The organism is Anaerococcus sp. Marseille-P3625 (assembly GCF_900232825.1).
Classification (GTDB): domain Bacteria; phylum Bacillota; class Clostridia; order Tissierellales; family Peptoniphilaceae; genus Anaerococcus.
Genome location: NZ_OCTP01000011.1, coordinates 863,314 through 885,755, shown reverse-complemented (window position 1 = coordinate 885,755; position 22,442 = coordinate 863,314). Strand labels below are relative to the sequence as shown.

Here is a 22,442-nt window from a genome sequence, read left to right as displayed (position 1 = left end):
AATACGAAAAATGTAAGATTTTTGTAAAAAATAACATAAAAATAGGATATAAGGATAGCTTTTAAAATAAGCCTTCCTTATATCCAAATCTATCTTTCTATTAATTTTTTAACCTTATCTGGATAATCTGTTATCAATCCACTTACGCCTTCTATTAGATATTCGCTAAAGTCGTAATCTGAAATTCCAAACCAAACATTTATGCCTATATTATTTTCCCTCATTTTTTCAATAACTTCATTTGTAAGAGTGAAATTTAAGGGGTGGAAATATTCCATTCCCAAATTTTTTACGTATTCCCAAGGCTTATATAGTCTTGATGATTCCAAAACTCCACATTTGATGTTTGGAGCAAGTTCTTTAAATCTTATTAGTGAATTATGGTTAAAGGATGAGATGATTATTTTTTCTTCCATGTCATATTCTTTGATCAAATCATAAGTCATTTTTTCTATATTTTCATAATCAATTATAGATGTTTTTAGTTCGATATTGGTGATTATCTCCCAATCTTTTGCCAAGTCAAAATACTCTCTAAGTGTTAAAATCTCTTCTTTTTCATATTGGGGAAATAATTTTGAAGCGTTAAGTTCTTTTAATTCTTTTAAACTTTTATCTTTAATAAGTCCACTGCCATTTGTAGTTCTTTCCAAGCTTTCATCGTGGATTATTACAATTTCTCCATCGTTAGTTAGGTGGATATCAAATTCTATACCGCTTGCTCCAGCTTCTATGGCTTTTTTGAAAGCAAGTCTTGTATTTTCTGGATATTTTCCCCTAAAACCTCTATGTGCAAAATTTATCATAAAGCCTCCTTTAATAATTAAGAAAATCCTAGCAAAAATATGTAAAGTTTTTATATGAATTTTGTAAGTTTTTTATTATCTTCAATTTTTTTTATTTTCTGATATAATGTAGTATAACATATTTTAAGGATTTTGGAACAAACAAGTATTTTAAGGAATGATATATGATTGATAATAATAAATTAAAACAAAGGGATGGATTTACTGATAAATTAGGTTTTACCTTAGCTTCTATTGGCTCAGCTGTTGGCATGGGCAATATTTGGCGTTTTCCTCTTATGGTTTCCATGTGGGGAGGCATGAGTTTTTTGCTAGTCTATGTATTTTTTGTTTTTATAATTTCAAAAACAGGACTTATAGAAGAATTTGCCCTAGGTAGGCTTACAAATTCTGGCCCTGTCGGAGCTTTTTCATATGCTGCAAAAGATAAGGGCAAGGAAAATTTAGGCAAAAAACTTGGTTTTATACCAGTTTTGGGATCTCTTGCCCTAGCTATAGGCTACACTTGCGTAATGGGTTGGATTTTTAAATATGTTTTTCTTGCTATTAACGGAGATCTTTCTTCTTTTGGATCTGATATGGATTTGATTGGAGGAACTTTTGCCAATACTGCAAGTGCTTTTGCTAACAATTTATGGCTAATCATTGCAATTATTTCTTCAATGCTTATTATGAGCTTGGGAATCGCCAAAGGAATTGAAAAGGCCAACAAAATTTTGATGCCGGTTTTATTTATCTTGCTATTGATTTTGGCAATTTATGTTGGATTGCAAAAAAATTCCATCGATGCCTATAAATACATATTTGCCTTAAATTTTTCAAAATTAAAGGATATTAGACTTTGGATTTTCGCCTTCGGCCAAGCTTTCTTTTCCCTATCCATAGCGGGAAATGGTTCTGTTATTTACGGTTCATATTTGCCAAAAGATGAAGATATTGAAAGCTCCGCTGCAAATGTTGCCTTATTTGATACTCTTGCAGCGCTATTGGCAGCTCTTGTAATAATTCCAGCAATTGCAGTTTCTGGTGGCAAATTAAGCGAGGGCGGCCCTGGCCTTATGTTTATTTATTTGGTTAATGTTTTTAATCAGATGGCTTTTGGAAGAATTGTTATGATCATATTTTATTTGGCAGTTCTTTTTGCAGGCATCAGCTCAATAATAAATTTATATGAAGCTCCTGTTGCTTATTTACAAGAAGAATTTAATTTTGATAGAATCAAGGCTTCAATTACTATCCACCTTATCGGTCTATGCTCTGCAATTTTAATTCAAGGCATAGTTGGTCAATGGATGGATGCGGTTAGTATTTACGTTGCCCCATTTGGAGCATTTCTTGCTGGTCTAATGTTCTACTATTTCCTTGATGAGGATAAGGCTATAGCCGAAGTTAATAGAGGAAGAAAAAAACCTATAGGCGACTGGTTTTATCCGCTTGGAAAATTCATTTATTGTCCACTAGCTATTATAGCTATGATTTTAGGAATTATTTTTGGCGGAATTGGTTGATAAAAAATAAAAACTCTTGCTAGATTTTATCTTGGCAAGAGTTTTTTTCTTTGTTAAATTTTTAAATTATCGCTTTTCTTAAATCTTTTAGAGCATTTCTTGCAACTTTCATTGCACTTTCCATTGCATCTTTGTTGGTCATATCTACGCCTGCTTTTTTGAGAACTTCTAGTGGATATTCGCTTTCACCTGCTTTTAGATAGTTTAGGTAAGCAGTTCTATCTTCGTCAGTTCCTTTTAGGATTTTTTGGCTTAAAGCAACCGCAGACATAAAGCCTGTTGCATATTGGAATACATAGTAGAACATATAGAAATGTGGTATTCTTGACCATTCTACTGAAATGTAATCATCAACATTAATATCAGATCCAAAATAATCGCGGTTTAAATCTCCATAAATTTTATTAAGTCTAGCTGCAGGAATTGGTTGGCCATCTGCTACTAATTTATTTACTTCATGTTCAAATTCTGCAAACATACTTTGTCTAAATACTGTTGATTTGAATTGATTTACAAAGTAGTTTAGTAAGTAAGCTTTTTCTTCTTCGCTTTGGCTATTTTTTAGCATATAATCAAGTAGCAACAATTCATTTGTTGTAGATGCTATTTCAGCTAAGAATATTGAATAAGAACCATAAACAAATGGTTGAGTTTTTCTTGTGTAATAAGAGTGCATGGAATGTCCTAGCTCATGGACAATGGTAAATACATCGTTAATTGTGTTGGTGTGATTTAGCAAAATATATGGTTGGGTGTCGTAAGATCCCCAAGAATAAGCACCAGATCTTTTGCCTTCATTTGGCATAACGTCAAACCATCTTTGCTCAAAGCCTTCGCGTGCAACTTTTACATATTCTTCTCCAAGAGGTTTGATAGCTTCAAGAACAATTTCGCGAGCCTCATCAAATTCGATTTTTCTATCGTAATTATTTACCAATGGCACATAGATATCGTGGAATCCAAGGTCATCTACTCCAAGAAATTCTTTTCTTAAGCTTGTGTAATCTCTGTGAATATCCATATTTTCATGGATTACTTCAAGTAAGTTGTCGTAGATTTTCTCATCTATATTGCCTGCTGCAAGGCTCATTTGACGAGCAGAATCATAGCCACGAAGTTTTGCTACTATATTATGACTAGTAATTTCACCATCAAGTAGGGATGCGGAAGTATTTTCAAATTGTTTGTAAACTTTATAATAAGTTTCATAAACATTTCTTCTAAATTCTCTATCCTTATCTTCTTCTAAGCTTGTAAAGTTTGCATCAGAAAGTTCTATCTCTTTGCCATCTTTTTTCACATTTGGAAATCTTAAGTCGGCATTTGAGAAAGTCATGTAGGTTGTTACAGGATTTTCGCTTAATTTTGAATAGCTTGCAAGAATTTTTTCTTCATTTTCGCTAAGAACGTGCTCTTTTTCTCTAAAGAGATCTTCAAAATAATGTTCATAGATTTTTAGTTCTTCTTTTTCTTTAAGCATTGCTTGTATTTTTTGATAATCTTCATTTAGAATTTCTGGTTTGATAAATGATAATTTTTGTGAAAGCTCTGATTCAACAATTGTAATGGTTTGAGTCATTTCTTGGTATTTTGTAACTGTTGTATCTTCGTCATTTCTTAGGTGAGAATATACGCTTGCTTTAGAAAATATTCTTCCGTATTTTTCGTATTCTTCTAGGAATTTTAAAAGGCTATCGGCATTTTCTGTGATTTTGCCCTTAAATTTGCATAAATCGTCTGCTAGTTTTTTGACTTCTTCGACATCTTTATAAAAATCTTCGTCATTTGCATAGATTAATTCGATATTCCAAGTCAAATTTTTATCAACTTCGTTTCTTTTCATTTTTTCTCCTTTATTTTAGATCAATATTCATAGGATTTGAACTTGTATTTGCAAGTAAAATCCTGTTTTTTTCTTCAATATCGGCTATATAGCCAATTTCCATTTTTTTACCTTCCACATAGGAAGAAACAGCCTTTGTCTTTACTCCATAAACATCTAACAAAGTTTTTAGATATTCATTTTCTGTTGCAATTCTATTGTTGATAGCTTCTTCAAGGCTTCCTTGTCTTGGGCTATCTGGATATTCTATAACTTCTCCTAGCCTTTCAACAGTAGTATCTACATTATCGATCGAAGTTCTAAAAACTAGATAATCCATAAGGCCCATAAATTTGTTGAACAAGTAATATGCCGAAAAACTTTTGCCATCGAAAACACTAACCTGACTAATTAGAAGTAATTTGCCCGATTGTGAATCGAGCATATCATAGCTAACTGTACTTGCTAGATCATTAAAGCCAGCAAGAGGGCCAAATTCTCTTTCCACTAAATTTCCATCTTTCTTGTAGGAAATAAAAGTTGAATAGCCTCCAGGACTTTGCACAGATTCTAGCAAGGAAATTCCAATTTGAGTATCGTCAATTTTTGTATCTATAAGATTTCCCATAGAATTTTTGGCATCAAGATTTTCTCCAAGAGATCCCTTACCGTAAATTTCTTTGAAATTTATCTTATCTTCATCAGAATTATTTTCCTTATCATCTTCTTGGTTGAAATCATCTTTTACATAAGTTATTTTTGGAAAATCCATGTTATTTGAAAGATTTTTTTCTTTATTAATTTCTGCCTTAAAATCCGATCTTGATTGATAATCACATCCACTTAGGATAAAGCATAGGCTTAAAATAATTATAATTTTTTTCATTTTTAACTCTTAATTAACTGACCTTAGACCAATTGTTATTAGTAAGTAAATCAAAACTATTATAGCTGCTATAGAAATTATCCTAACTTGTGAGTTTAGTTCTCTATTTATTACAGGAAAAATTCCTGAAAGTAAAAGACCTCCAACAAGTCCACCCAAATGTCCAAGCATTCCAACTCTCGGATTTAGGAATGAATAAACTATATTTATAGCTATTATTGAAAGAAAACTTGCGCCAAAGCTATGAAGTATGGCATCGTTTTTGTAATTTAACATAAGACCAAGGGCAAGACCAAACATTCCGTATAAGGATGTAGAAGCTCCAGCACTTATGGAAAATTCTGAACCAAAAGCAAAGCTTGCAAGATTTCCCAATATTCCTGCTATAAGATATATAAGCAAGAAATTAATACTTCCATAAAGCCTTTCAAAAGTAGGGCCTAGTTGGTACAAAAAATACATATTAAAGAGAATATGCATAAGTCCTATGTGGATAAATGATGCTGTAAGAAGCCTCCACCACTGGCCTTGGGCAATTAAGCCTTTTACCACAGCCCCGTAACGGACTAAATTTTCCGTATTTTCGCTTCCTCCTGTTAGCGTCATCAGGGCAAAAACTATTACGTTTAAAGCTATTAGTACAAAAGTCACCTTATTTTCTCCGAAATTTTTAATTTTATTCATGAAGTCATTATACTACTTTCTAAATTTTTCCCAGCAACTTCTCACTAACATCTCTTGCCAAAGCTCTAATGGCACTTAGCATATCTTTTCTTTCAAAATCATCGGAAATATAATATTTGTAAATCAAATCAAAATTTTCTCTTTTGCCTATTTCTTTGCCATTTCCATCTTCTAGGAAAACTATCTTTATATTTTCATTGTAGGCTTTGGCAAAGGTAGAAACATTTATTGAGCTTGCCCCATCAAATTGTTCTAGATTTTCTCCCAAAATCAAAACGTCATTTTCTTTTACAAGTTTTTCAAAATTTAATTTCTCCAAAATTATATCCATTGATCTTGATATTTTTGCCTTAAAAAATACATACAAGGCCCAAGCAACTCCGCCTCCAGATCCCAAGGAAGGCAAATCTATAGAATCAACTCCCAAGGTGTCTTCGATTACTTTTTTGAAATTTTTGCTTCCATTATAAAGATAAGCTATATCTTCTATGCTGGCGCCTTTTCTATAAATTCTATTTTCCAAAAATGAATTATCTCCAAAAAGGGTTGTATCAGAGCTTGTTGCTATCTGAATTTTTCTATTATAAATCCTATGATCTATATTATCTATATCTACTCTTGAAACTTTTGCCATATTTGAAGCTATTGGATTTAGTTGATTGTCATCTTTATCGTAAAACCTTGCTCCCAAAGCATAGAGCATGCCCATGCCCAAGTCGTTGGTTGCTGTATCTCCAATTCCTACAAAAAGAGATTTGGCGTCATTTTCTAGGCCATCGACAAGCATTTCACCAAAGCCTAGGGAAGAAGAATTCATTACATCCAAATCTTCCTTATAAAGTAGGCGAAGACCAGAGCTTTCTGCCATTTCCATAACCGCATAATCATCTTTCATTACATATCGAGCAGTGATTACTTCATTTAAAGGATTGTGGACATTTACATAATGGTAAGTTCCGTCAAGAAATTCTTTCATGGACTCAACAGTGCCAATGCCGCCATCAAAAAACGGCATTATATATGTATTTGACTTAAATTCCTCTTTAAATATTTGTCCTATTTCTACTGAATTTTCAAAATTTTTTATAGAATCTATTGCTAGTAAAATATTCATATATTAGTTTTAGACCTCCATTTTTATTTTACCCAAAAATACAAAATTTATTTATAAATATACAAGCTTTACAAATTCAACGTTTTTATATATAATAGTCATGAAAGTCAAAAACTTTCGCTGTTTAACTCAGAAATCTTATGAAGATTTCAACCATCAAAGACCATTACATTTTAGTAATGGTTTTTTGTTTATTCTTTTGCGAAAATAATAAATTATTATCGGCAAAACAAGCCCTTTATTTCTCATAATTTATAAATTCGGAAATTAGATACAAAGACCCACACCAAATTACAAGATCTTTTGGCCCAGCTATATTTTTTGCATATTGATAAGCCTTTTTCCTATCTTCTATGGCTAGAGGATTAGGAAAATATTTTTTGCTAATGTCTAAAAGATCTTCAAATTCGAAGGCTCTTGGATTATCAAGGCTTGTTACTATGAGCTTATCAGCCTTTTGGCTAAGACTTTTTATTATATAAATGTAGTCCTTATCTTTTAGGACGGAAAATCCTATAATTAGTTTATCATAAGTGAGTTTATCTATAAATTTAATCAAAGCATCAATTGCCTCTCTATTGTGAGCTCCGTCTATTATTATTCTCGGATTTTTGCAAATAGTCGTTAGTCTTCCAATATTTTTGGCCTTTGCCAAGGATTTTTTTATTGCTTCCCTTTCTAAATTAAATTCGTCTTTAAAATAATCCATCACCATCAAGGCCAAGGAGGCATTAAATATTTGATGGTTGCCGACTAATTCTATTTTCACATCCTTATAATCTCTAAAATCAAAGATGTTGGAATTGTCATCAGATTTTTTGATATTGATCTCATCTTTTGTAAAAGTATAAAGTTTGGAATTTTTTTCTTTTGCCTTTTGGCTAAAAATTTGAAAAACTTCCTTACTTTGAGGATACAAAAATACCGGCGAATTTTCCTTTATTATTCCAGCTTTTTGATAAGCGATTTCTTCTATGGTGTCACCCAAGATGTTCATATGGTCCATGGAAATTGTCGTAATTACTGAAGCAAGTGGCTTTTTTATTATATTTGTACAATCAAGTAGTCCTCCAAGACCTGTTTCAACGATGGCTATATCGACTTTTTGTTCGTAAAAATATATATACATCATGGCTGTAAGAACTTCAAAATATGATAGATAATATTCTTTTTCTGCCAATTCTTTTACATAATCTTTCAATCTGTTAACCAAATCGGCAAAATCCTCATCGCTAATATTTTTGCCATTTATAGAAATATTTTCATTTATTTCTAACATATAAGGCGAGGTGAAAAGTCCAGTTTTATACTTTGCAGAAAATACACTGGCCAACATATTGCTAGTTGAACCCTTGCCGTTGGTGCCTGCTAGGTGGATAACTTTGATTTTATCTTGTGGATTGTCAAATTTTTCTAGCAAAAGAGCGATTTTTTTTAGGGTGTGAACTCCCTTAGCTGCTGGTAAAGCCAATACAAATTCTTTTGCCTGTTTTATATCAAGTTTTGTCATTAAAGCTCCTAAGTTTTAAGATCTTAAAATTTTTCATATAATTACTAAAAATCTCTATAACTATATTATCTCATTTATGTTAAATAAAGTTAAATTTTTTATACTAGTCAATTTATATTTTTTGATTAAATATTTCTAAAAACTGTTGATGTTTTACTCTTTTTGAGCTATCATTGTTGATGAAAAGAGAAAGATATGAATTTAAAGAATGTAATTATTAGACAAATTATAATTTTAATATTTCAAGTTGTTTTGTATTTTGGCTGTGAATTTTTTCAAAAAAATCCCAAAAATATGGACTTGCCAATCGATAAAAAAATCCCGACTCTTCCTTATTTTGCCCTTATTTATGTATTGTGGTTTCCTTTGATTGCAATTTTTCCTATAAGTTTATTTAAGGAGGCTAAAAATCTCTATGAGCTTTATGTAATTTGTTGGATTACTGATATTGTTATTAGCGTAATTATTTATTTGGCATATCCAACAACTTGCACAAGGCCAAAGGATTTGGAAAATATAAGATGCGGCTGGATGCTAAAAATCCTCTACAAATTTTCCTACAAGGGTCTAAATTGTTCGCCAAGTATGCACTGCTCAATTTCTACCCTCGTATTAATATTTGCAATCAAAACTATTCAAATTCCAACAATCTTAAGGATTAGTTACGCATCTTTATCCATTGCAATAATGTTGTCGACTTTATTTACTAAACAACATGTAATAATTGATCTTATAAGTGGCGTTTTACTGACATTGTTGGTTTTTATTGTTTTAAGTGTTTTTTTAGTTTAAATTATAAATTCTTAACCTTATCACTATTAAAGCAAGCTAGCTTATGATCTTTTTCATAAGCTTTCAATTTTGGTTCTTCTTTTGAACAAATGTCGGTTTTGTAAGGACATCTTGTTTGGAAAACACAACCTTTTGGCAAATTAATAGGACTTGGTATATCGCTTGATATGGTTTTTAGCAATTTCGTTTTATCTTTTCTTGGAATAGGATCCAGAACCGAATTTAATAATCCGATGGTATAAGGATGCTTAGGATTTTTATATATTTGATAAGCTTCTCCAATTTCTACTAGATGGCCCATATACAATACTCCTATCCTGTCTGAAATATGCTCCACCATTGCTAAATCGTGGGCGATGAATAAATATGTTATCCCTAAATCTTTTTGTATATCTTCTAGGAGGTTTACAATTTGAGCTTGAATTGATACATCAAGTGCTGATATAGGCTCATCGCATAGAATAAATTCTGGATTGGTTGATATGGCTCTTGCTATACTTATTCTTTGGCGCTGACCTCCAGAAAACTCTCTAGGTTTTTTCTCCATATAATCAGCCGAAATACCAACTTTTTCCATAAGACTCGCCACTTTTTCTTTTATTTGATTTTCTTTTAATTTTTCTTGATTTCTGATTGGTTCTGCAATTATTTCAAAAATATTTAGTGTAGGATTTAGTGACGAATAGGGATCTTGAAATATTGCTTGAATGTTGTTTCTAAAATCTTTTATTGTTTTATCGTCAGATTTTATTATGGACTTATCCTTATATAAAATTTCTCCATCACTAATTTCTTCTATTTTCGTTAGACATTTGCCTATCGTTGATTTACCTGATCCTGATTCTCCAACCAAACCAAATGTTTCACCTTTATATATGTCAAAACTTACGTCATCCACTGCTTTTAGGTATTTATTTGCTCCAAACAAGGATTTTTTGATTGGATAATATTTTTTTAAGTTTTTAACTTGATATAATTTTTCCATATCTACTCCTAGTACAAGTGACAATAAACTTTATGACCATTATCGAAAAGTTTTTCTTTTGGATTTATTTTATCACATTCTTTTTTTCTATCTGGACATCTGTCGAAGAAGGGACAAGATTCCAATTTTTCGTGAATTACAGGAGGATTTCCCTTAATAGGAATAAGCCTTTGATTATTACCTATGATTGGCAAAGAATTTAAAAGACCTCTAGTATAAGGATGCTTAGGATCTTGAAAAACTTCATCGACTTTACCCATTTCCATTATTCTACCCCCATACATTACAAGCATTCTATCGCAAGTATTTGCCACAACACCTAAATCATGAGTAATCATCATAATTGAATTTTGGTTATCGTGGCGAATTTCGTTTAAAAGATTTAGAACTTGAGCTTGAATAGTAACATCAAGAGCTGTTGTCGGCTCATCTGCTATTATTAATTTCGGGTTAAGACAAAGGCTCATTGCAATCATAACTCTTTGGCGCATACCTCCAGAAAATTCGTGAGGATAAGAATTCATTCTATTTTCTGCATCTGGAATCCCTACCAAATCTAGATAATTAATTGATTTATCATAGATTTCTTTATCAGATAAATCTTTTCTGTGCCTTTTGATTAATCTCTTCATTTGTGTTCCTATCTTGAATAAAGGATTTAAAGAAGTCATTGGATCTTGAAATATCATAGATATTTCATTTCCTCGTATATCTCTTAAATTCTTTTCTGCCATAGAAAAAATATCTTCTCCTTTAAACAAAATTTCTCCACTTGTTTTGGAGCTTTTATCTAATAATCTTAAGATGGATTTCGCACTAACGGATTTGCCTGAACCTGATTCTCCAACTATCCCTAAGCTCTCATCTTCAAAAACGTCAAATGAAACACCATTTACAGCATAGGTCTTTATACCTTTATTTTCAAATCTTACATTTAAGTTTTTTACTTCCAATAATATTTCCATTAGTATTCCTCCCTTAGATAATCACCTATAACGTTAAAGCTAAGGACTGTTATTAATATTAATAGACCCGGAAAGAATGCAAGGTAAGAATAATCTCCTAAATATTGTTGAGCATCTTTTAGCATTGAACCCCAAGAAGATGCAGGTTGTCTTACTCCAAGACCCAAAAAGCTTAGTGAAGATTCAGTGAGTATCGCCCCTGCAACATTTATTGAAACTGCAACGGATAAGGTTGGCAAAACATTTCTAAAAATATGCTTTAACATAATTTTTTTATCGCTTATTCCAATCATTTTTGCATAAGAAACATATTCTCTTTGCTTAATTGATAAAGTTTCTGCTCTCATAAGTCTTGCAATGCCCATCCAGTTAAATAAACCGATTATTATAATAATATTTTGTATACCTGGTTTTAAAACTGCATTTAGGATTAAAATTAAGAAAAATGATGGAACACTCATCAAAACATCGACTATCCTCATAATGATTGCATCAACTTTACCGCCGAAATATCCGCTTGTGATACCTACAATGCTACCTATTATGGTTGAAACTATTACAGATATTATTCCAACAGACAAGGACGCACGAGCTCCATGTAAGGCTCTGGCAAAATAATCACGTCCCAAATCATCTGTTCCAAACAAATGGGCACTTGATGGCTTTTGTAGGGAATTAAGAATATCAGTATCAATTCCATTTTGTGGATAAAAATCAGCAAGAGCCGCCGCTAATATTAAAATTATTATTGCAATAACTGAAAATTTAAAGGAAAGCGGGCTATATTTGAATTTATTTTTTAAGTTCTTCATCATTGTGCCTCTTTTATTCTAGGATCTACTATCATATATAAAATATCGCTTAAAAGATTTCCAAATATTAATAATAAGGATGCAAACATTGTTGTAGCCATTATTAGCGGATAGTCATACTTAAATATCGCATTCATTCCAAGTTGTCCAAGTCCTGGCCAACCAAATATACTTTCTGTTATAAAAGCACCTGATATAAGTCTAGGTAGTCCCATTCCTAAGATTGTAATTATTGGTAAAAGAGAGTTTTTTAAGATACTTTTGAAAAATAAATCTGTTTTTGAAAAGCCTTGAGCTCTTTCCGTCATTACATAATCCTCTTTTAGTTCGCTTACAACTCTAGCTCTAACATATCTTGAAATAGTTGCAGTATCAGAAATAGATAAGGTTAAGACAGGCATTATTGAATGCTTTATCAAATCAGCCGTTGTATCAACTCCCAAAGTTCTCATACCAATTGAAGGCAGCCATCCTAATTTTAGTGATAAAATATGAATCAAAATCATAGCAAACCAAAAACTAGGTATAGAAATTCCAACATATGATAAGAAAGTAAAGATTTTGTCAAAAATTCCTCCGTTATTCATAGCAGAAATAATTCCTATTATTGTTCCGATTACTAAAGAAATTATCAAGGCTGAAACCATCAAACCTAAAGTTTGTGGCAATCTTTCAACTATTTGCTCTAGAACCGGTCTGTGATTTGAAAATGAATACCCGAAATCGCCTTGTAAAACTGCCTTGGCCCATCTCGCATATTGAACCAAGTAATTATCATTTAAACCCATGGCCTCTCTTATTCTTTCTATATCTTCAAAGGACGATTCGGGAGTAACCAAGGCCCTTACAGGATCTCCAGGAGCAACCCTAATTAGCAAAAAAGATACAATTGATATTGTTATTATCATCGGTATGCTTTGTGCTAATCTTTTTAATATCATTTTTACCATTTTTTTCTCCTATAAAAAGTAGTAGGCAACATATGTCACCTACTTACTTTAAATCTTCTTTAATTGTCACTGTCTACTTTTTTGTAATTTTGTTATAGTATTGTAGCATATAGATTGGAGCTGGAGTTGCTTCTTCTATATTTCCAAATTCGCTGTTTGCAGCAATTATTGATTTGGTGTTTACTAATGAATATTGAACAGCATCATCTACTAAGATTTGTTGGATTTTCTTATAAATCTCACTTCTCTTAGCTTCATCCATCTCAGTTTTTCCTTCAGCAAATAGTTTATCTATTTCTTCATTTGAATAACCACTGAAGTTTTCTGCACTTCCAGTTTTAAATAGATATCCATAGCTATCTGGGTTATCTCCCATTACATATCCATTTATAGCCATTTCAAAATCTTGGTTTTTAGGATCTAGTAATTTTTCAATAAATGTTGCTCTTTCCATTGGTAGAAGTTCTAGATTTACTCCAATTTCTTTTAGCATTTCTTGGATTAGTAAAGCTTCTTTTTCAGTAGCTGGGCTTCCTGATGTATACATTAATCTTAGATTTAGATCTTCTTTTTTAACATCTTTTACTAATTCTTTAGCTTTTTCTACATTATAATCATATTTTTCTACATCATCTGTTACAAATTGTGTTTCAAGTGAGAATGGTGAATAAGCTGGTGTTGCATATTCTTCTCCGTTATAAGCTCCTTGGATTAGTTTGTTCTTATCAATTGCATAAGAAATTGCTTTTCTAAAGTTTTTATCTTGCATTTTTGGATTTGAAACCTTGAAGAATATTGTATCTACCATTCCTTCTGAGAATGTGTACAAATCAAACTTATCATTGCCTTTAAATTTGTCAACATTTTGTGATTTTACATAAGATGCAGAGATTTCACCATTTTCTAATGCTAAGTTTTGTGCATTAGCATCTGGAATAACCTTAAAAGCTATGCCATCTAGTTTTGCTACATCTCCATGATAATCATCAAATCTTTCAACTTGATATAATTCACCAGTTTTGTGTTCTTTGAATTTGAAAGAACCACTTCCTATAGGATTTTTGTTCTTTTCGCTTTTTGCAAGGTCAGCTTCGCCTTCAAATATATGTTTTGGAACTGGTACGATTCCTGCTAACCCTTGGATAAATGTTGCATCTGGTTTTTCTAATTTAAACTCAACTGTCAAGTCATCTAATTTTTTATAAGCTATTGGCTTATCATTATTCATAAGATCAGAATGACCTTTTGTTTGTTGTTTTTCATCTAATACTACATCGTAAGTATAGATTAAATCGTCAGCTGTTATAGCTTCTCCATCGTGCCATTTTAGATTTTCTTTTAATTTTAGTGTGTAAGTTAAGTTATCATCTGATGGTGTGATTGATTCTGCTAGACCATCATAAATAATTTCGCCTTTTTTTACATTATAAACATTATCATATAGAATGTGGGTTAATGTTAGTGAAACCCTATCGTTAGCGTATAAAGGATTTACTATAGATGGGTCAGATCCAATTCCTAGGACAAAAAGTCCACCTTCTTTTGCTTGACCTTGATCATCCTCTTTTGAAGATTCATCATTTTTTTCTTCATTGTTAGCAGCTTCTTTATTATCATCTTTATTTTCTACTGCTTCTGTTTGCTTAGTTTCTGTAGCTTGATCAGTATTTTTTGCATCTTCATTTTTGCCACACCCAGCAAAAACAAGAGTTAATGCAGTTAACAAAGCTATTGATTTAAGTTTATTCATGTTTCCTCCTTAAATAAATCTACTAAAATAATATATCATAAATTTAATTTTTATCAAAGTAATTTAATATTTTTCTATCTCTTTTCTCTTAAAACTTTTATAAATCATTATCGCCAAGAGAATTAATCCCAAATAGCCATATTTAATCTGACAAAAATTTAGTCTATAAGCTCTGATCAAGTAGCAATTATATCATAATTTCAATAATTATGAAAATTGTGGCCTTTATTTTTTATAAATATACAAATTCCCCTATGATAAAATAAAAAAATCCCAAGATTTTATTTTCTTTTACTATAAGAAAAAATCTTGAGATTTGCTCGTTTTTTATATGAAATTTTACTTGCCATCTAAAACTGTATCAGAAAATACTATGAATAAATTTAAGCCTTCTTGGTTAAAGATTGAAAGTACCCCATATTCGACCAAAGTTAATTCAGGATTGTCTTTGTATCTTTTATCCAAGCTCCCATCTTTGTTTAGGTGTTCATAGGTTTTGCCGATAACTGTTGCATCAGCGGCCACATTTCCTTCTTCTAAAAAAGTCATTTTACCCAAATTTAGCTCAACTTCTTTTAGACTTAGGGCGGTTTTGCCACTTGGATCTTTAATAAAAATTGAATCCGGCAAAAATATTATCTTCTTATTTGCTCCTTCTAGGGTATAAGTTTTGACATTTGTTTGAATTTCATCATTGCCTTCTCTAAAAGTTAGAGGCGTTCTATCGATAATTTTCATATCGGCTTGATTTTCTTCATCTAAATCAACGCTTTCATTTACCAAAAAAACTTCGTCAGATTCCATAATTCCTTCAAGAAACTTATTTGTGCTATCAAGCTCCTCTTTGGCATCTTCGCTCATTTCGTAGTCTATCCTAATTGTTTGATTATTTCTATTGTAAAGGAAAAAAACCACACCACAAAGAGCTATTAAAAATAAAATCGGATTGATAAAGCCAAGGCCAAGACCAGCCAAAATCAAAATAATGCTTATAATATTATTTGTTTGATTTTTTTTGCTAGCTTGTAAAACATCACCCATATCGGAAGCTTTGATATTTTTCAAATCATTTTGAAAGCTTTTGATATTTTCATTTTCCGCTATATCTTTTTTGGCTCTTGAACTTGTGGCCTTTTGGGCCGTTTTCTTAGCAAAAGGGTTTGAAAACTCTTTCTGATAGCCAATTCCTGTTCCTGGTATATAAGCTGTTCCACGAATATTTCCCTTAGCAGTTCTCGTTAGTCTAAAGCCTGTGCCTCCCCAAGAAAAACCAGGGCCTGATTTGCTCAAATTTATCCTAAAGCCCTTGCCAAGATTGATACTTTTTCTAAATCTAAATCCCATAATAATCTCCTTATAAATATTATAGCACAGTAAAATAAATTTTATAAGTTTATTATAATTAAACTTGATTTTCATAAAATTAAAGTATAATGATATTGTAAATAAATAAAATTTAAACTCATTTTAAGAAAGGAGTTTTTATGAATAAACTTAATAAAATTAGAACAGCAATTCCAACTTTTTTTAGAGCCTTAAAAAGTAAGGATACTCCAAAGGGAGCAAAAATCGCAGTAATTCTTGCAATTTTATATGCAATATTGCCAGCAGATGTGATTAATGATTTAGTTCCATTTCTAGGCTGGTTTGACGATGCAATAGTAATGGCGGTTTTATTTACAATGGCAAATAAAATGATCCCAGAATATGTCAAGGAAGAAAATAAAGTTGAGCAATTAAATGATTAATGCCATAAATTTTTAAAAGGCCTAGATTTTTCTAGACCTTTTTTAGTTAGATTGTTTGTATGAAAATAGCTTATTTTAATCTAAGCTAATTACCAATTCATACAATACATCTATTGCTTTTTCAAAGTAATTGTAAGGTGTAAATTCTTCTGGGCTATGGCTTCTGCCGTTGATGCTTGGTACAAATATCATTGCTGTTGGATGATATTTTGCAATTATCATTGTGTCATGGCCTGCTCCTGATGGTAATACATAATAGGAGTAGTTTTTCTTTTCGGCGATATTTTCCATCATATCCATTAATTTTTCATCCATCATGGCAGCTTTTACATCCATTGTTTGCCTTGATTCGTAAGTAGCTCCTACTTTGCTGGTAAGTTCATCTAAAAGCTTTGTAACTTTTGAGTAGACTTCGCTTACAACGTCATTATCTATCGATCTAATATCAAGAGAAAATTCTACTTCAGATGCTACTATGTTCATGCCGCCTGGCTTAGCGCTTATAAAACCTGTTGTTGCAACTGTATCTTCTCCAGTTTCTTTTGCAAAATCAGCAACTTTTGCTATAACTTTTGTTGCAATATCCATAGGGTCTTTTCTCATGTTCATTGGTGTAGTTCCAGCATGATCTGCACGGCCTTTTACTTTTATCATATATCTTTGCATGCCGAATATGCCATTAACTATTCCTAGTTCAATCTTTTTTTGATCAAGGACTGGACCTTGCTCTATGTGAAGTTCTAGGAAGTAGCCAATTTTTTTATCATCCCATCTAGCATCTTTGATATTATCTGGATCTAAGCCATAATTTTCCATAGCTTCTCTTAAAGTCATGCCAGATTTGTCTTTAAAATTATTTATTTCATCTTGGCTAACTTCGCCCATTATCGCCCTTGAGCCAAAATAACCATTGCCAAATCTTGTTCCTTCTTCATCCATGAAAGCTATTACAATATAATCTCTTTCTAAAGTTATATTATTTTCATCAAGAGTTTTTGCAATTTCAATTGCTGACATAACCCCAGCTATTCCGTCAAAATTTCCACCATTATAGACTGAATCATAGTGTGAACCGCAAACTATGGCAGCTTTGCTAGAATCTTTTCCTTTTCTAATTCCGAAAATATTTCCGCAAAGATCTTTTGTAACTGTCAAGTTTGCATCTTCCATAAGCTCTACTAGCTTATAACCTGCATCTTTGATTTCTTTAGAAAAAGCAAGCCTAGAGCAACCATTGCCAGGTGTCGCCGAAAACTTCTCAAAATCTTTCAAATTTTTTTCTACTCTTTTTATATTGACCATGTACTCTCCGTTATATTTTTTATTCTTAAACTACTTATTTGAAGACTTGTCAAATAAGTATAAGAAGTCGTCCTTGTCATAACCATCTACTTGATAGGCTTTTTCATTTACATAAACTTTATCGTCCATGAAAGATATGAGGATAATCCCTCCTCCCTTTTCTTCTAGTTTGAATAAATATTGCCAGCCTTTTTCATTTTCATCTTTTATTTCTTTTATGGAATAGGAATTTAATTTATTTATCAAGTTCTCAAAATTTTCATTTTTAATAACAAGATCTTCTTTTGGATCTGTCATTTGAGTTGAAATTGTAATCTTTTCTATTAGTTCTGGGTTTATATTCAATGAATCATCTTCTTTTGAATTTTTAGAAAAGCAACCTCCAAGAAATACAAGACAAATAAGCAAAGTAAAAAATCTTTTCATGATAAATCCCTTATAAAATTATAATCTAATATAATTAAAAAATAAATTCTACCAACTAAGAAATTTACAAATAAAAAACCCAAGATCTCATTAAAACCATCCTCCTTACAAAATTTAAGTTAAACAACTTATTTCAATTGACTAATTTTTCTCTTAACTGGTATTGTTAAGGGCTTTTGTAATTTTATGATCTTAATTACTTGGGTTTAGTGATTTCTTCAAAGTAAATTTCTTTACTTACTTATATTTAAAACTATATTGAAACTGGCATGTGGTATATCATGCTCTTTTTCTTTCTAAGTTTCAACGCGATATATATTTTTTAAGTTTCTATTAATATTTTCTCTAAAGAAGATTTGCTTTTGCGTATTCAATTATATCGTCAGATTCATACATTGCCTTGCCATCTATAACCATACATGGTACTTGTACCTTTCCTCCGATTTCTTCTAATTTGCGTTTATTTTCCGCACCGCAGGTTCTATCTTCTATGTTATAGGATGGAAATTTGATGATTTTATTTTCACTGAAGAAATTTAAAACCTTCAAGCAATATGGACAATCTGGCTTAAAGTAAAGTTCGAAGTCGTTTTCACTTTTCATTGGACTGTCCCTCCATTTCTATTCATTTTGAAAAATATTTTTCTTATTTATATGATACCCTCTATTTTTCATTTTAAACATATTTTTTAAATTTTTTTAATAATTTCTTAATTTTTTAGTTAAAGGCTACAGGTGCCATCAAAACTTTCCCTGTTCCTCTGTAAACATTTACAAGTCCCTCTCCGCTCACAGCTGATCCAACCAAGGATTTTGTTGATTTTTCTACTGTAAATTTCAAAGAGCCAGACCAAGCTATGGCAAATGATCCGTCTATTTTGATTTCATCATCTTCTAGTTCAACTTCTATAAGTTCATTTTTTGCTACTGGAGATTCCAATGCACAAACTCCATCTCCAACAAGAGCTAGGTTGAAAATCCCCTCATTGCCTGCTATAGCTGATGAAAAATTAGTTCTTGCTACTAATTTTTGTTTTAATCCTGCTTCTGCTGCCAAGAAAAGTCCATCTTCAAGGACTATAGAATTATTCCAAGAAGATACATCTATCAAAACTATATGCTTAAAAGTCGGCTCCAAGACAACCATTCCGCTTCCATTGTATTCTGGTTTTACCGCAGATTCGTTTGTTACCTTACTCATGATTCCTTTGCCTATGAAATCTCCTATGCCTTTTATACCAGTAGATGCTTTTACATCTCCTACCAACCATTGCATAGCTCCTTTTTGAAGGACTACTGGGCTAATTTTTAAATCACATATTAGTTGTTTTAGTCTAACTCCCATTTCTCCTGCAAAATATTCTCTTTGTGCACTTTCTTTTGTTACTGACAGATCTCTTTTGTATTCTGCCACTTTAAAAGCTCCAAGTTGTTGAGTTATCAATATATCGTCATTATCTAAAAAATTATTTATCTTAAACATTTCCCCTCCCTAGGTTTTCTTACTTTTATTATATCAAAAAAAGACGAGATTTTTGATATGGATTACTAAATAGAAATCCATATCATTTATTCTCGTCTTTGAATATTATAGAAATAGCGCAAGTAATAGCAAAGGGCCAATTACTATTAGTAGTCCTGGCAAGAATACTTTCATTGCTGCCAAAAACATTGCTAATCTATCGCCTTTTTCTAGATTGCTTTCATCTAAGAGATTTTCTTTTTCATAGATTTCTTCTCTGCTTTTGTTTGAAAATCTATTTATTGGTCCTCTCATAGAGCACTCATCTCTTCTAGTTCGTGTTCTTCTTTTTCTCTTAATTCTTTATTTTTCTCATAGGCTTTTTGTTTTTCTTCTTCGCTTACTTCCATTAGGTGGCAAGCTACAAAGTGACCATTGTCATAGTCCTTAAGCTCTGGTTCATAAGTTCTGCAGATATCCATTGCATATTTACATCTGGTATGGAAACGGCATCCTTTTGGAGGATGTACTGCTGATGGGATATCGCCTTCTATTACTTGTAATTCTTGTCCTTGATCTACGTCAGTTCTTGGAATTGCTTGTAATAGGGCTTGGGTATATGGGTGAAGTGGTTTTTCGAATATTTTATCAGATTCTGTTAATTCTACCAATACTCCCAAATACATTACTCCAATTCTATCAGAGATATATTTTACTACTGATAGGTCGTGAGTGATAAATAAATATGTTAGGTTGTTTTCTTCTTTTAGGTCTTGTAGCAAGTTTATAATTTGTGATTGGATTGATACGTCAAGGGCAGATACAGCCTCATCGCAAACTATAAATTTTGGTTTTAATGCAAGAGCTCTTGCTATTCCAATTCTTTGTCTTTGTCCACCTGAGAATTGGTGAGGATATCTGTGAAGGAAATATGGCGCTAGTCCGCATTTGTCCATAGTCTCTTGGATATATTCATTGTAACCCTTATCATTACGTGATTTGAATAATTCGTGACCTAAAACTCCCTCGCCTATGATATTTCCTACAGTCATTTTGGTATCTAGTGAACCATATGGGTCTTGGAAGATCATTTGTAGGTCTTTTCTAAGGCCTCTCATCTCTTCATTGGTTAATTCTGATAGGTCGATACCACTATCTTTATGGCTTTCAAGTTCTTCAAAGTTTTCCTTATCTTTTAGAGTATTTCTAAATTCTTCGATTCTTTGAGATTTTTCATCAACTTTTTTTGAAAGTTCATCTTTTTTGCTTATAAGTTCTTTGTATTTGCTATCATTATCGCGGAGATTGTAATAAGTATCCCAATCTCTACATCTCATTTTTAGTTTATCTTCAAAAGTTTCTATATTTTCTAAGACAACAGCACGTTCTTTTAGAGCTTGGTAATAATCTAATAATAGGTTTGATACTTTTGATAAATCATCGCTTGCAAGAAGGCCTCCCGCAATTCTAATCATATTTAGGTATTTATCTTCGATTTCACGACGTTTGTGCATAGCAGCTTCGTTGGCTTTTGCACGTTCTTCATCAGTTTCTGCCTTATCGAGGCTATCATAGATTTCATTTAGCTCTGTGCTTGCTTTATCGTAATTTTGAAACTGACTTGGAATATTTTTGATCATTTTTTCCATATATTCTGGAGCAAATTCTTCTAGAGTCTTTCCATAGTAAAGAGTTGTTCCCTCGGTTTGATCATATATTTGAAGAAGAGTTCTACCAAATGTTGATTTTCCACAGCCTGATTCTCCTACAAGTCCTAGGGTTTCACCTTGATAAATATCTAGATTGATAGACTCGTTAGCATGAACGTATTGTTGTGCGCTTCTATCAAAAATGCCCTTTTTCTTAAGAGGGAAATATTTTTTAAGACTTCTTATCTTAAATAAGACTTTCTTATCTTCGGTATGTTCCATCTTCTCTTTCCTTTCTATTTGGATAGTGACATCTAATCCTTTGCTGATCAGTAACTTGTACTAATTCCGGCATTTGATTGATACATTTTTCTGTTGTGAATTTACATCTATCTGCAAATTTACATCCAGGTGGTAGGTTTAGTGGGTGTGGTACAGATCCTGGTATTATATCAAGTCTTTGGTTTCTATCACTTGTTATTGATGGGATAGAATTTAGCAAAGCTACTGTATATGGATGGTTAAAATCTGTAATGTCGGTTTTAAATATATATTCTACTGGAGATTGCTCTACAATTTGTCCAGAATACATTACTGCAACTTCATCTGCCATTTGATTTATAACTCCAAGGTCATGGGTGATGAAAAGTATAGATGTGTTTAGTCTGTGCTTTAAATCATTCATAAGTCTTAGAATTTGCGCTTGAATAGTTACATCAAGGGCTGTTGTAGGCTCATCTGCAATTAGTAGTTTTGGCTCACAGGCAAGTGCCATGGCAATCATAACTCTTTGGTTCATACCACCTGATAATTCAAATGGGTATTGCTTGGCAACTATGTGTGGGTTTGGTATTTTTACAGAAGCTAGAAGTTCTTCACATCTTTTGGCAGCTTCTTTTTTGTTCATGTGCTTATGGAGGATCAAAACTTCAGATATTTGTTTTTCTACTGTAAATACTGGGTTTAGCGAACTCATAGGCTCTTGGAAAATCATAGAGATATCATTACCTCTTATATGTTCCATTTCGCCTTTTTTAAGTTTTGTTAGATCACGTCCATCAAAAATAATTTCGCCTTGGTAAATTTTTTGGTTAGGTTCAAAAAGTTGAAGAATACTCATAGCAGTTTGACTCTTACCTGAACCAGATTCTCCAACAAGTCCTAGAGTTTTTCCTTCATCAATAGTATATGACACTCCATTTACAGCCTTTATTAGTCCACGTCTTGTGGAAAAATAGGTGTGGAGTTTTTTTATTTCTAATAAACTCATA

Annotated in this window: 22 protein-coding genes; 3 read left to right on the top strand and 19 right to left on the bottom strand. The window is 31.9% G+C overall.

Annotated features, from left to right (window positions below; genetic code table 11):
• Window positions 1–89: 89 nt before the first annotated feature.
• Window positions 90–806, bottom strand: coding sequence for a glycerophosphodiester phosphodiesterase (locus tag CS884_RS09425; RefSeq protein WP_099321584.1), 717 nt, complete (start codon window positions 804–806; stop codon window positions 90–92).
• Between the two features lie 164 nt (window positions 807–970).
• On the opposite strand from CS884_RS09425, the gene CS884_RS09420 reads away from it, so the two are divergent.
• Window positions 971–2,314, top strand: a complete 1,344-nt coding sequence (locus CS884_RS09420; protein ID WP_099321583.1) for a sodium-dependent transporter — start codon at window positions 971–973, stop codon at window positions 2,312–2,314.
• A 61-nt stretch (window positions 2,315–2,375) separates the two neighbouring features.
• Here CS884_RS09420 and pepF read toward each other — a convergent pair whose 3' ends face one another.
• The 5 genes from pepF to CS884_RS09395 form a co-directional block, all read right to left on the bottom strand.
• The gene (gene pepF, locus CS884_RS09415) at window positions 2,376–4,157 is read right to left on the bottom strand and encodes an oligoendopeptidase F (protein WP_099321582.1); all 1,782 of its coding nucleotides are present in this window, start codon (window positions 4,155–4,157) and stop codon (window positions 2,376–2,378) included.
• A 10-nt stretch (window positions 4,158–4,167) separates the two neighbouring features.
• The gene (locus CS884_RS09410) at window positions 4,168–5,022 is read right to left on the bottom strand and encodes a hypothetical protein (RefSeq protein WP_099321581.1); all 855 of its coding nucleotides are present in this window, start codon (window positions 5,020–5,022) and stop codon (window positions 4,168–4,170) included.
• Window positions 5,023–5,031: 9 nt separating this feature from the next.
• Entirely contained in the window at window positions 5,032–5,706 is a 675-nt protein-coding gene (locus CS884_RS09405) for a rhomboid family intramembrane serine protease (protein WP_099321580.1), read from the bottom strand.
• A gap of 19 nt (window positions 5,707–5,725) precedes the next feature.
• Window positions 5,726–6,820 (bottom strand): glycerate kinase, encoded by a 1,095-nt coding sequence (locus CS884_RS09400; protein WP_099321579.1) that lies wholly within the window; start codon window positions 6,818–6,820, stop codon window positions 5,726–5,728.
• Window positions 6,821–7,058: 238 nt separating this feature from the next.
• Entirely contained in the window at window positions 7,059–8,330 is a 1,272-nt protein-coding gene (locus CS884_RS09395) for a folylpolyglutamate synthase/dihydrofolate synthase family protein (RefSeq protein WP_099321578.1), read from the bottom strand.
• A gap of 195 nt (window positions 8,331–8,525) precedes the next feature.
• Here CS884_RS09395 and CS884_RS09390 point away from each other — a divergent pair, with 195 nt between their 5' ends.
• Complete coding sequence (locus tag CS884_RS09390) at window positions 8,526–9,122, top strand: phosphatase PAP2 family protein (protein ID WP_099321577.1); 597 nt, start codon at window positions 8,526–8,528, stop codon at window positions 9,120–9,122.
• A gap of 1 nt (window position 9,123) precedes the next feature.
• On the opposite strand, the gene CS884_RS09385 is transcribed toward CS884_RS09390, so the two are convergent.
• The 6 genes from CS884_RS09385 to CS884_RS09360 form a co-directional block, all read right to left on the bottom strand.
• Complete coding sequence (locus CS884_RS09385; RefSeq protein ID WP_099321576.1) at window positions 9,124–10,107, bottom strand: ABC transporter ATP-binding protein; 984 nt, start codon at window positions 10,105–10,107, stop codon at window positions 9,124–9,126.
• An 8-nt stretch (window positions 10,108–10,115) separates the two neighbouring features.
• A complete protein-coding gene (locus CS884_RS09380) occupies window positions 10,116–11,072 on the bottom strand; it encodes an ABC transporter ATP-binding protein (protein ID WP_099321575.1) in 957 nt (318 codons plus the stop codon).
• Window positions 11,072–11,887: an ABC transporter permease gene (locus CS884_RS09375; RefSeq protein WP_257875779.1), complete on the bottom strand. Its 816-nt coding sequence runs from the start codon at window positions 11,885–11,887 to the stop codon at window positions 11,072–11,074. The genes CS884_RS09380 and CS884_RS09375 overlap by 1 nt, the downstream gene beginning before the upstream one ends.
• Window positions 11,884–12,834, bottom strand: a complete 951-nt coding sequence (locus tag CS884_RS09370; protein WP_099321574.1) for an ABC transporter permease — start codon at window positions 12,832–12,834, stop codon at window positions 11,884–11,886. The genes CS884_RS09375 and CS884_RS09370 overlap by 4 nt, the downstream gene beginning before the upstream one ends.
• A gap of 73 nt (window positions 12,835–12,907) precedes the next feature.
• Complete coding sequence (locus CS884_RS09365; protein WP_099321573.1) at window positions 12,908–14,584, bottom strand: ABC transporter substrate-binding protein; 1,677 nt, start codon at window positions 14,582–14,584, stop codon at window positions 12,908–12,910.
• Window positions 14,585–14,923: 339 nt separating this feature from the next.
• A complete protein-coding gene (locus tag CS884_RS09360) occupies window positions 14,924–15,928 on the bottom strand; it encodes a DUF4236 domain-containing protein (protein WP_099321572.1) in 1,005 nt (334 codons plus the stop codon).
• Between the two features lie 140 nt (window positions 15,929–16,068).
• On the opposite strand from CS884_RS09360, the gene CS884_RS09355 reads away from it, so the two are divergent.
• Window positions 16,069–16,332 (top strand): YkvA family protein, encoded by a 264-nt coding sequence (locus CS884_RS09355; RefSeq protein ID WP_099321571.1) that lies wholly within the window; start codon window positions 16,069–16,071, stop codon window positions 16,330–16,332.
• Between the two features lie 75 nt (window positions 16,333–16,407).
• Here CS884_RS09355 and CS884_RS09350 read toward each other — a convergent pair whose 3' ends face one another.
• The 7 genes from CS884_RS09350 to CS884_RS09320 all read right to left on the bottom strand — a co-directional run bounded on the left by CS884_RS09350 (window position 16,408) and on the right by CS884_RS09320 (window position 22,441).
• Entirely contained in the window at window positions 16,408–17,634 is a 1,227-nt protein-coding gene (locus CS884_RS09350; RefSeq protein WP_099321570.1) for a M20 family metallo-hydrolase, read from the bottom strand.
• Window positions 17,635–17,664: 30 nt separating this feature from the next.
• Entirely contained in the window at window positions 17,665–18,060 is a 396-nt protein-coding gene (locus CS884_RS09345; RefSeq protein WP_219350588.1) for a hypothetical protein, read from the bottom strand.
• A 345-nt stretch (window positions 18,061–18,405) separates the two neighbouring features.
• Window positions 18,406–18,663, bottom strand: a complete 258-nt coding sequence (locus CS884_RS09340) for a glutathione S-transferase N-terminal domain-containing protein (RefSeq protein WP_099321569.1) — start codon at window positions 18,661–18,663, stop codon at window positions 18,406–18,408.
• Window positions 18,664–18,778: 115 nt separating this feature from the next.
• The gene (locus CS884_RS09335) at window positions 18,779–19,543 is read right to left on the bottom strand and encodes an AIM24 family protein (protein ID WP_099321568.1); all 765 of its coding nucleotides are present in this window, start codon (window positions 19,541–19,543) and stop codon (window positions 18,779–18,781) included.
• Between the two features lie 105 nt (window positions 19,544–19,648).
• Entirely contained in the window at window positions 19,649–19,837 is a 189-nt protein-coding gene (locus CS884_RS09330) for a hypothetical protein (RefSeq protein ID WP_099321567.1), read from the bottom strand.
• Complete coding sequence (locus tag CS884_RS09325; RefSeq protein WP_099321566.1) at window positions 19,834–21,453, bottom strand: oligopeptide/dipeptide ABC transporter ATP-binding protein; 1,620 nt, start codon at window positions 21,451–21,453, stop codon at window positions 19,834–19,836. Before CS884_RS09325 ends, CS884_RS09330 begins: the two co-directional genes overlap by 4 nt.
• Entirely contained in the window at window positions 21,434–22,441 is a 1,008-nt protein-coding gene (locus CS884_RS09320) for an ABC transporter ATP-binding protein (RefSeq protein WP_099321780.1), read from the bottom strand. Before CS884_RS09320 ends, CS884_RS09325 begins: the two co-directional genes overlap by 20 nt.
• Window position 22,442: the final 1 nt, after the last annotated feature.

Bases quoted from the DNA above. Each gene is read 5' to 3' on its own strand.
- CS884_RS09405 (WP_099321580.1), bottom strand. From the start codon at position 5,706: ATGAATAAAATTAAAAATTTCGGAGAAAATAAGGTGACTTTTGTACTA.
- CS884_RS09350 (WP_099321570.1), bottom strand. From the start codon at position 17,634: ATGGTCAATATAAAAAGAGTAGAAAAAAATTTGAAAGATTTTGAGAAG.
- CS884_RS09360 (WP_099321572.1), bottom strand. From the start codon at position 15,928: ATGGGATTTAGATTTAGAAAAAGTATCAATCTTGGCAAGGGCTTTAGG.
- CS884_RS09345 (WP_219350588.1), bottom strand. From the start codon at position 18,060: ATGAAAAGATTTTTTACTTTGCTTATTTGTCTTGTATTTCTTGGAGGT.
- CS884_RS09340 (WP_099321569.1), bottom strand. From the start codon at position 18,663: ATGAAAAGTGAAAACGACTTCGAACTTTACTTTAAGCCAGATTGTCCA.
- CS884_RS09410 (WP_099321581.1), bottom strand. From the start codon at position 5,022: ATGAAAAAAATTATAATTATTTTAAGCCTATGCTTTATCCTAAGTGGA.
- CS884_RS09385 (WP_099321576.1), bottom strand. From the start codon at position 10,107: ATGGAAAAATTATATCAAGTTAAAAACTTAAAAAAATATTATCCAATC.
- CS884_RS09355 (WP_099321571.1), top strand. From the start codon at position 16,069: ATGAATAAACTTAATAAAATTAGAACAGCAATTCCAACTTTTTTTAGA.
- CS884_RS09380 (WP_099321575.1), bottom strand. From the start codon at position 11,072: ATGGAAATATTATTGGAAGTAAAAAACTTAAATGTAAGATTTGAAAAT.
- CS884_RS09420 (WP_099321583.1), top strand. From the start codon at position 971: ATGATTGATAATAATAAATTAAAACAAAGGGATGGATTTACTGATAAA.
- pepF (WP_099321582.1), bottom strand. From the start codon at position 4,157: ATGAAAAGAAACGAAGTTGATAAAAATTTGACTTGGAATATCGAATTA.
- CS884_RS09320 (WP_099321780.1), bottom strand. From the start codon at position 22,441: ATGAGTTTATTAGAAATAAAAAAACTCCACACCTATTTTTCCACAAGA.
- CS884_RS09325 (WP_099321566.1), bottom strand. From the start codon at position 21,453: ATGGAACATACCGAAGATAAGAAAGTCTTATTTAAGATAAGAAGTCTT.
- CS884_RS09375 (WP_257875779.1), bottom strand. From the start codon at position 11,887: ATGATGAAGAACTTAAAAAATAAATTCAAATATAGCCCGCTTTCCTTT.
- CS884_RS09365 (WP_099321573.1), bottom strand. From the start codon at position 14,584: ATGAATAAACTTAAATCAATAGCTTTGTTAACTGCATTAACTCTTGTT.
- CS884_RS09395 (WP_099321578.1), bottom strand. From the start codon at position 8,330: ATGACAAAACTTGATATAAAACAGGCAAAAGAATTTGTATTGGCTTTA.
- CS884_RS09390 (WP_099321577.1), top strand. From the start codon at position 8,526: ATGAATTTAAAGAATGTAATTATTAGACAAATTATAATTTTAATATTT.
- CS884_RS09370 (WP_099321574.1), bottom strand. From the start codon at position 12,834: ATGGTAAAAATGATATTAAAAAGATTAGCACAAAGCATACCGATGATA.
- CS884_RS09425 (WP_099321584.1), bottom strand. From the start codon at position 806: ATGATAAATTTTGCACATAGAGGTTTTAGGGGAAAATATCCAGAAAAT.
- CS884_RS09400 (WP_099321579.1), bottom strand. From the start codon at position 6,820: ATGAATATTTTACTAGCAATAGATTCTATAAAAAATTTTGAAAATTCA.
- CS884_RS09330 (WP_099321567.1), bottom strand. From the start codon at position 19,837: ATGAGAGGACCAATAAATAGATTTTCAAACAAAAGCAGAGAAGAAATC.
- CS884_RS09335 (WP_099321568.1), bottom strand. From the start codon at position 19,543: ATGTTTAAGATAAATAATTTTTTAGATAATGACGATATATTGATAACT.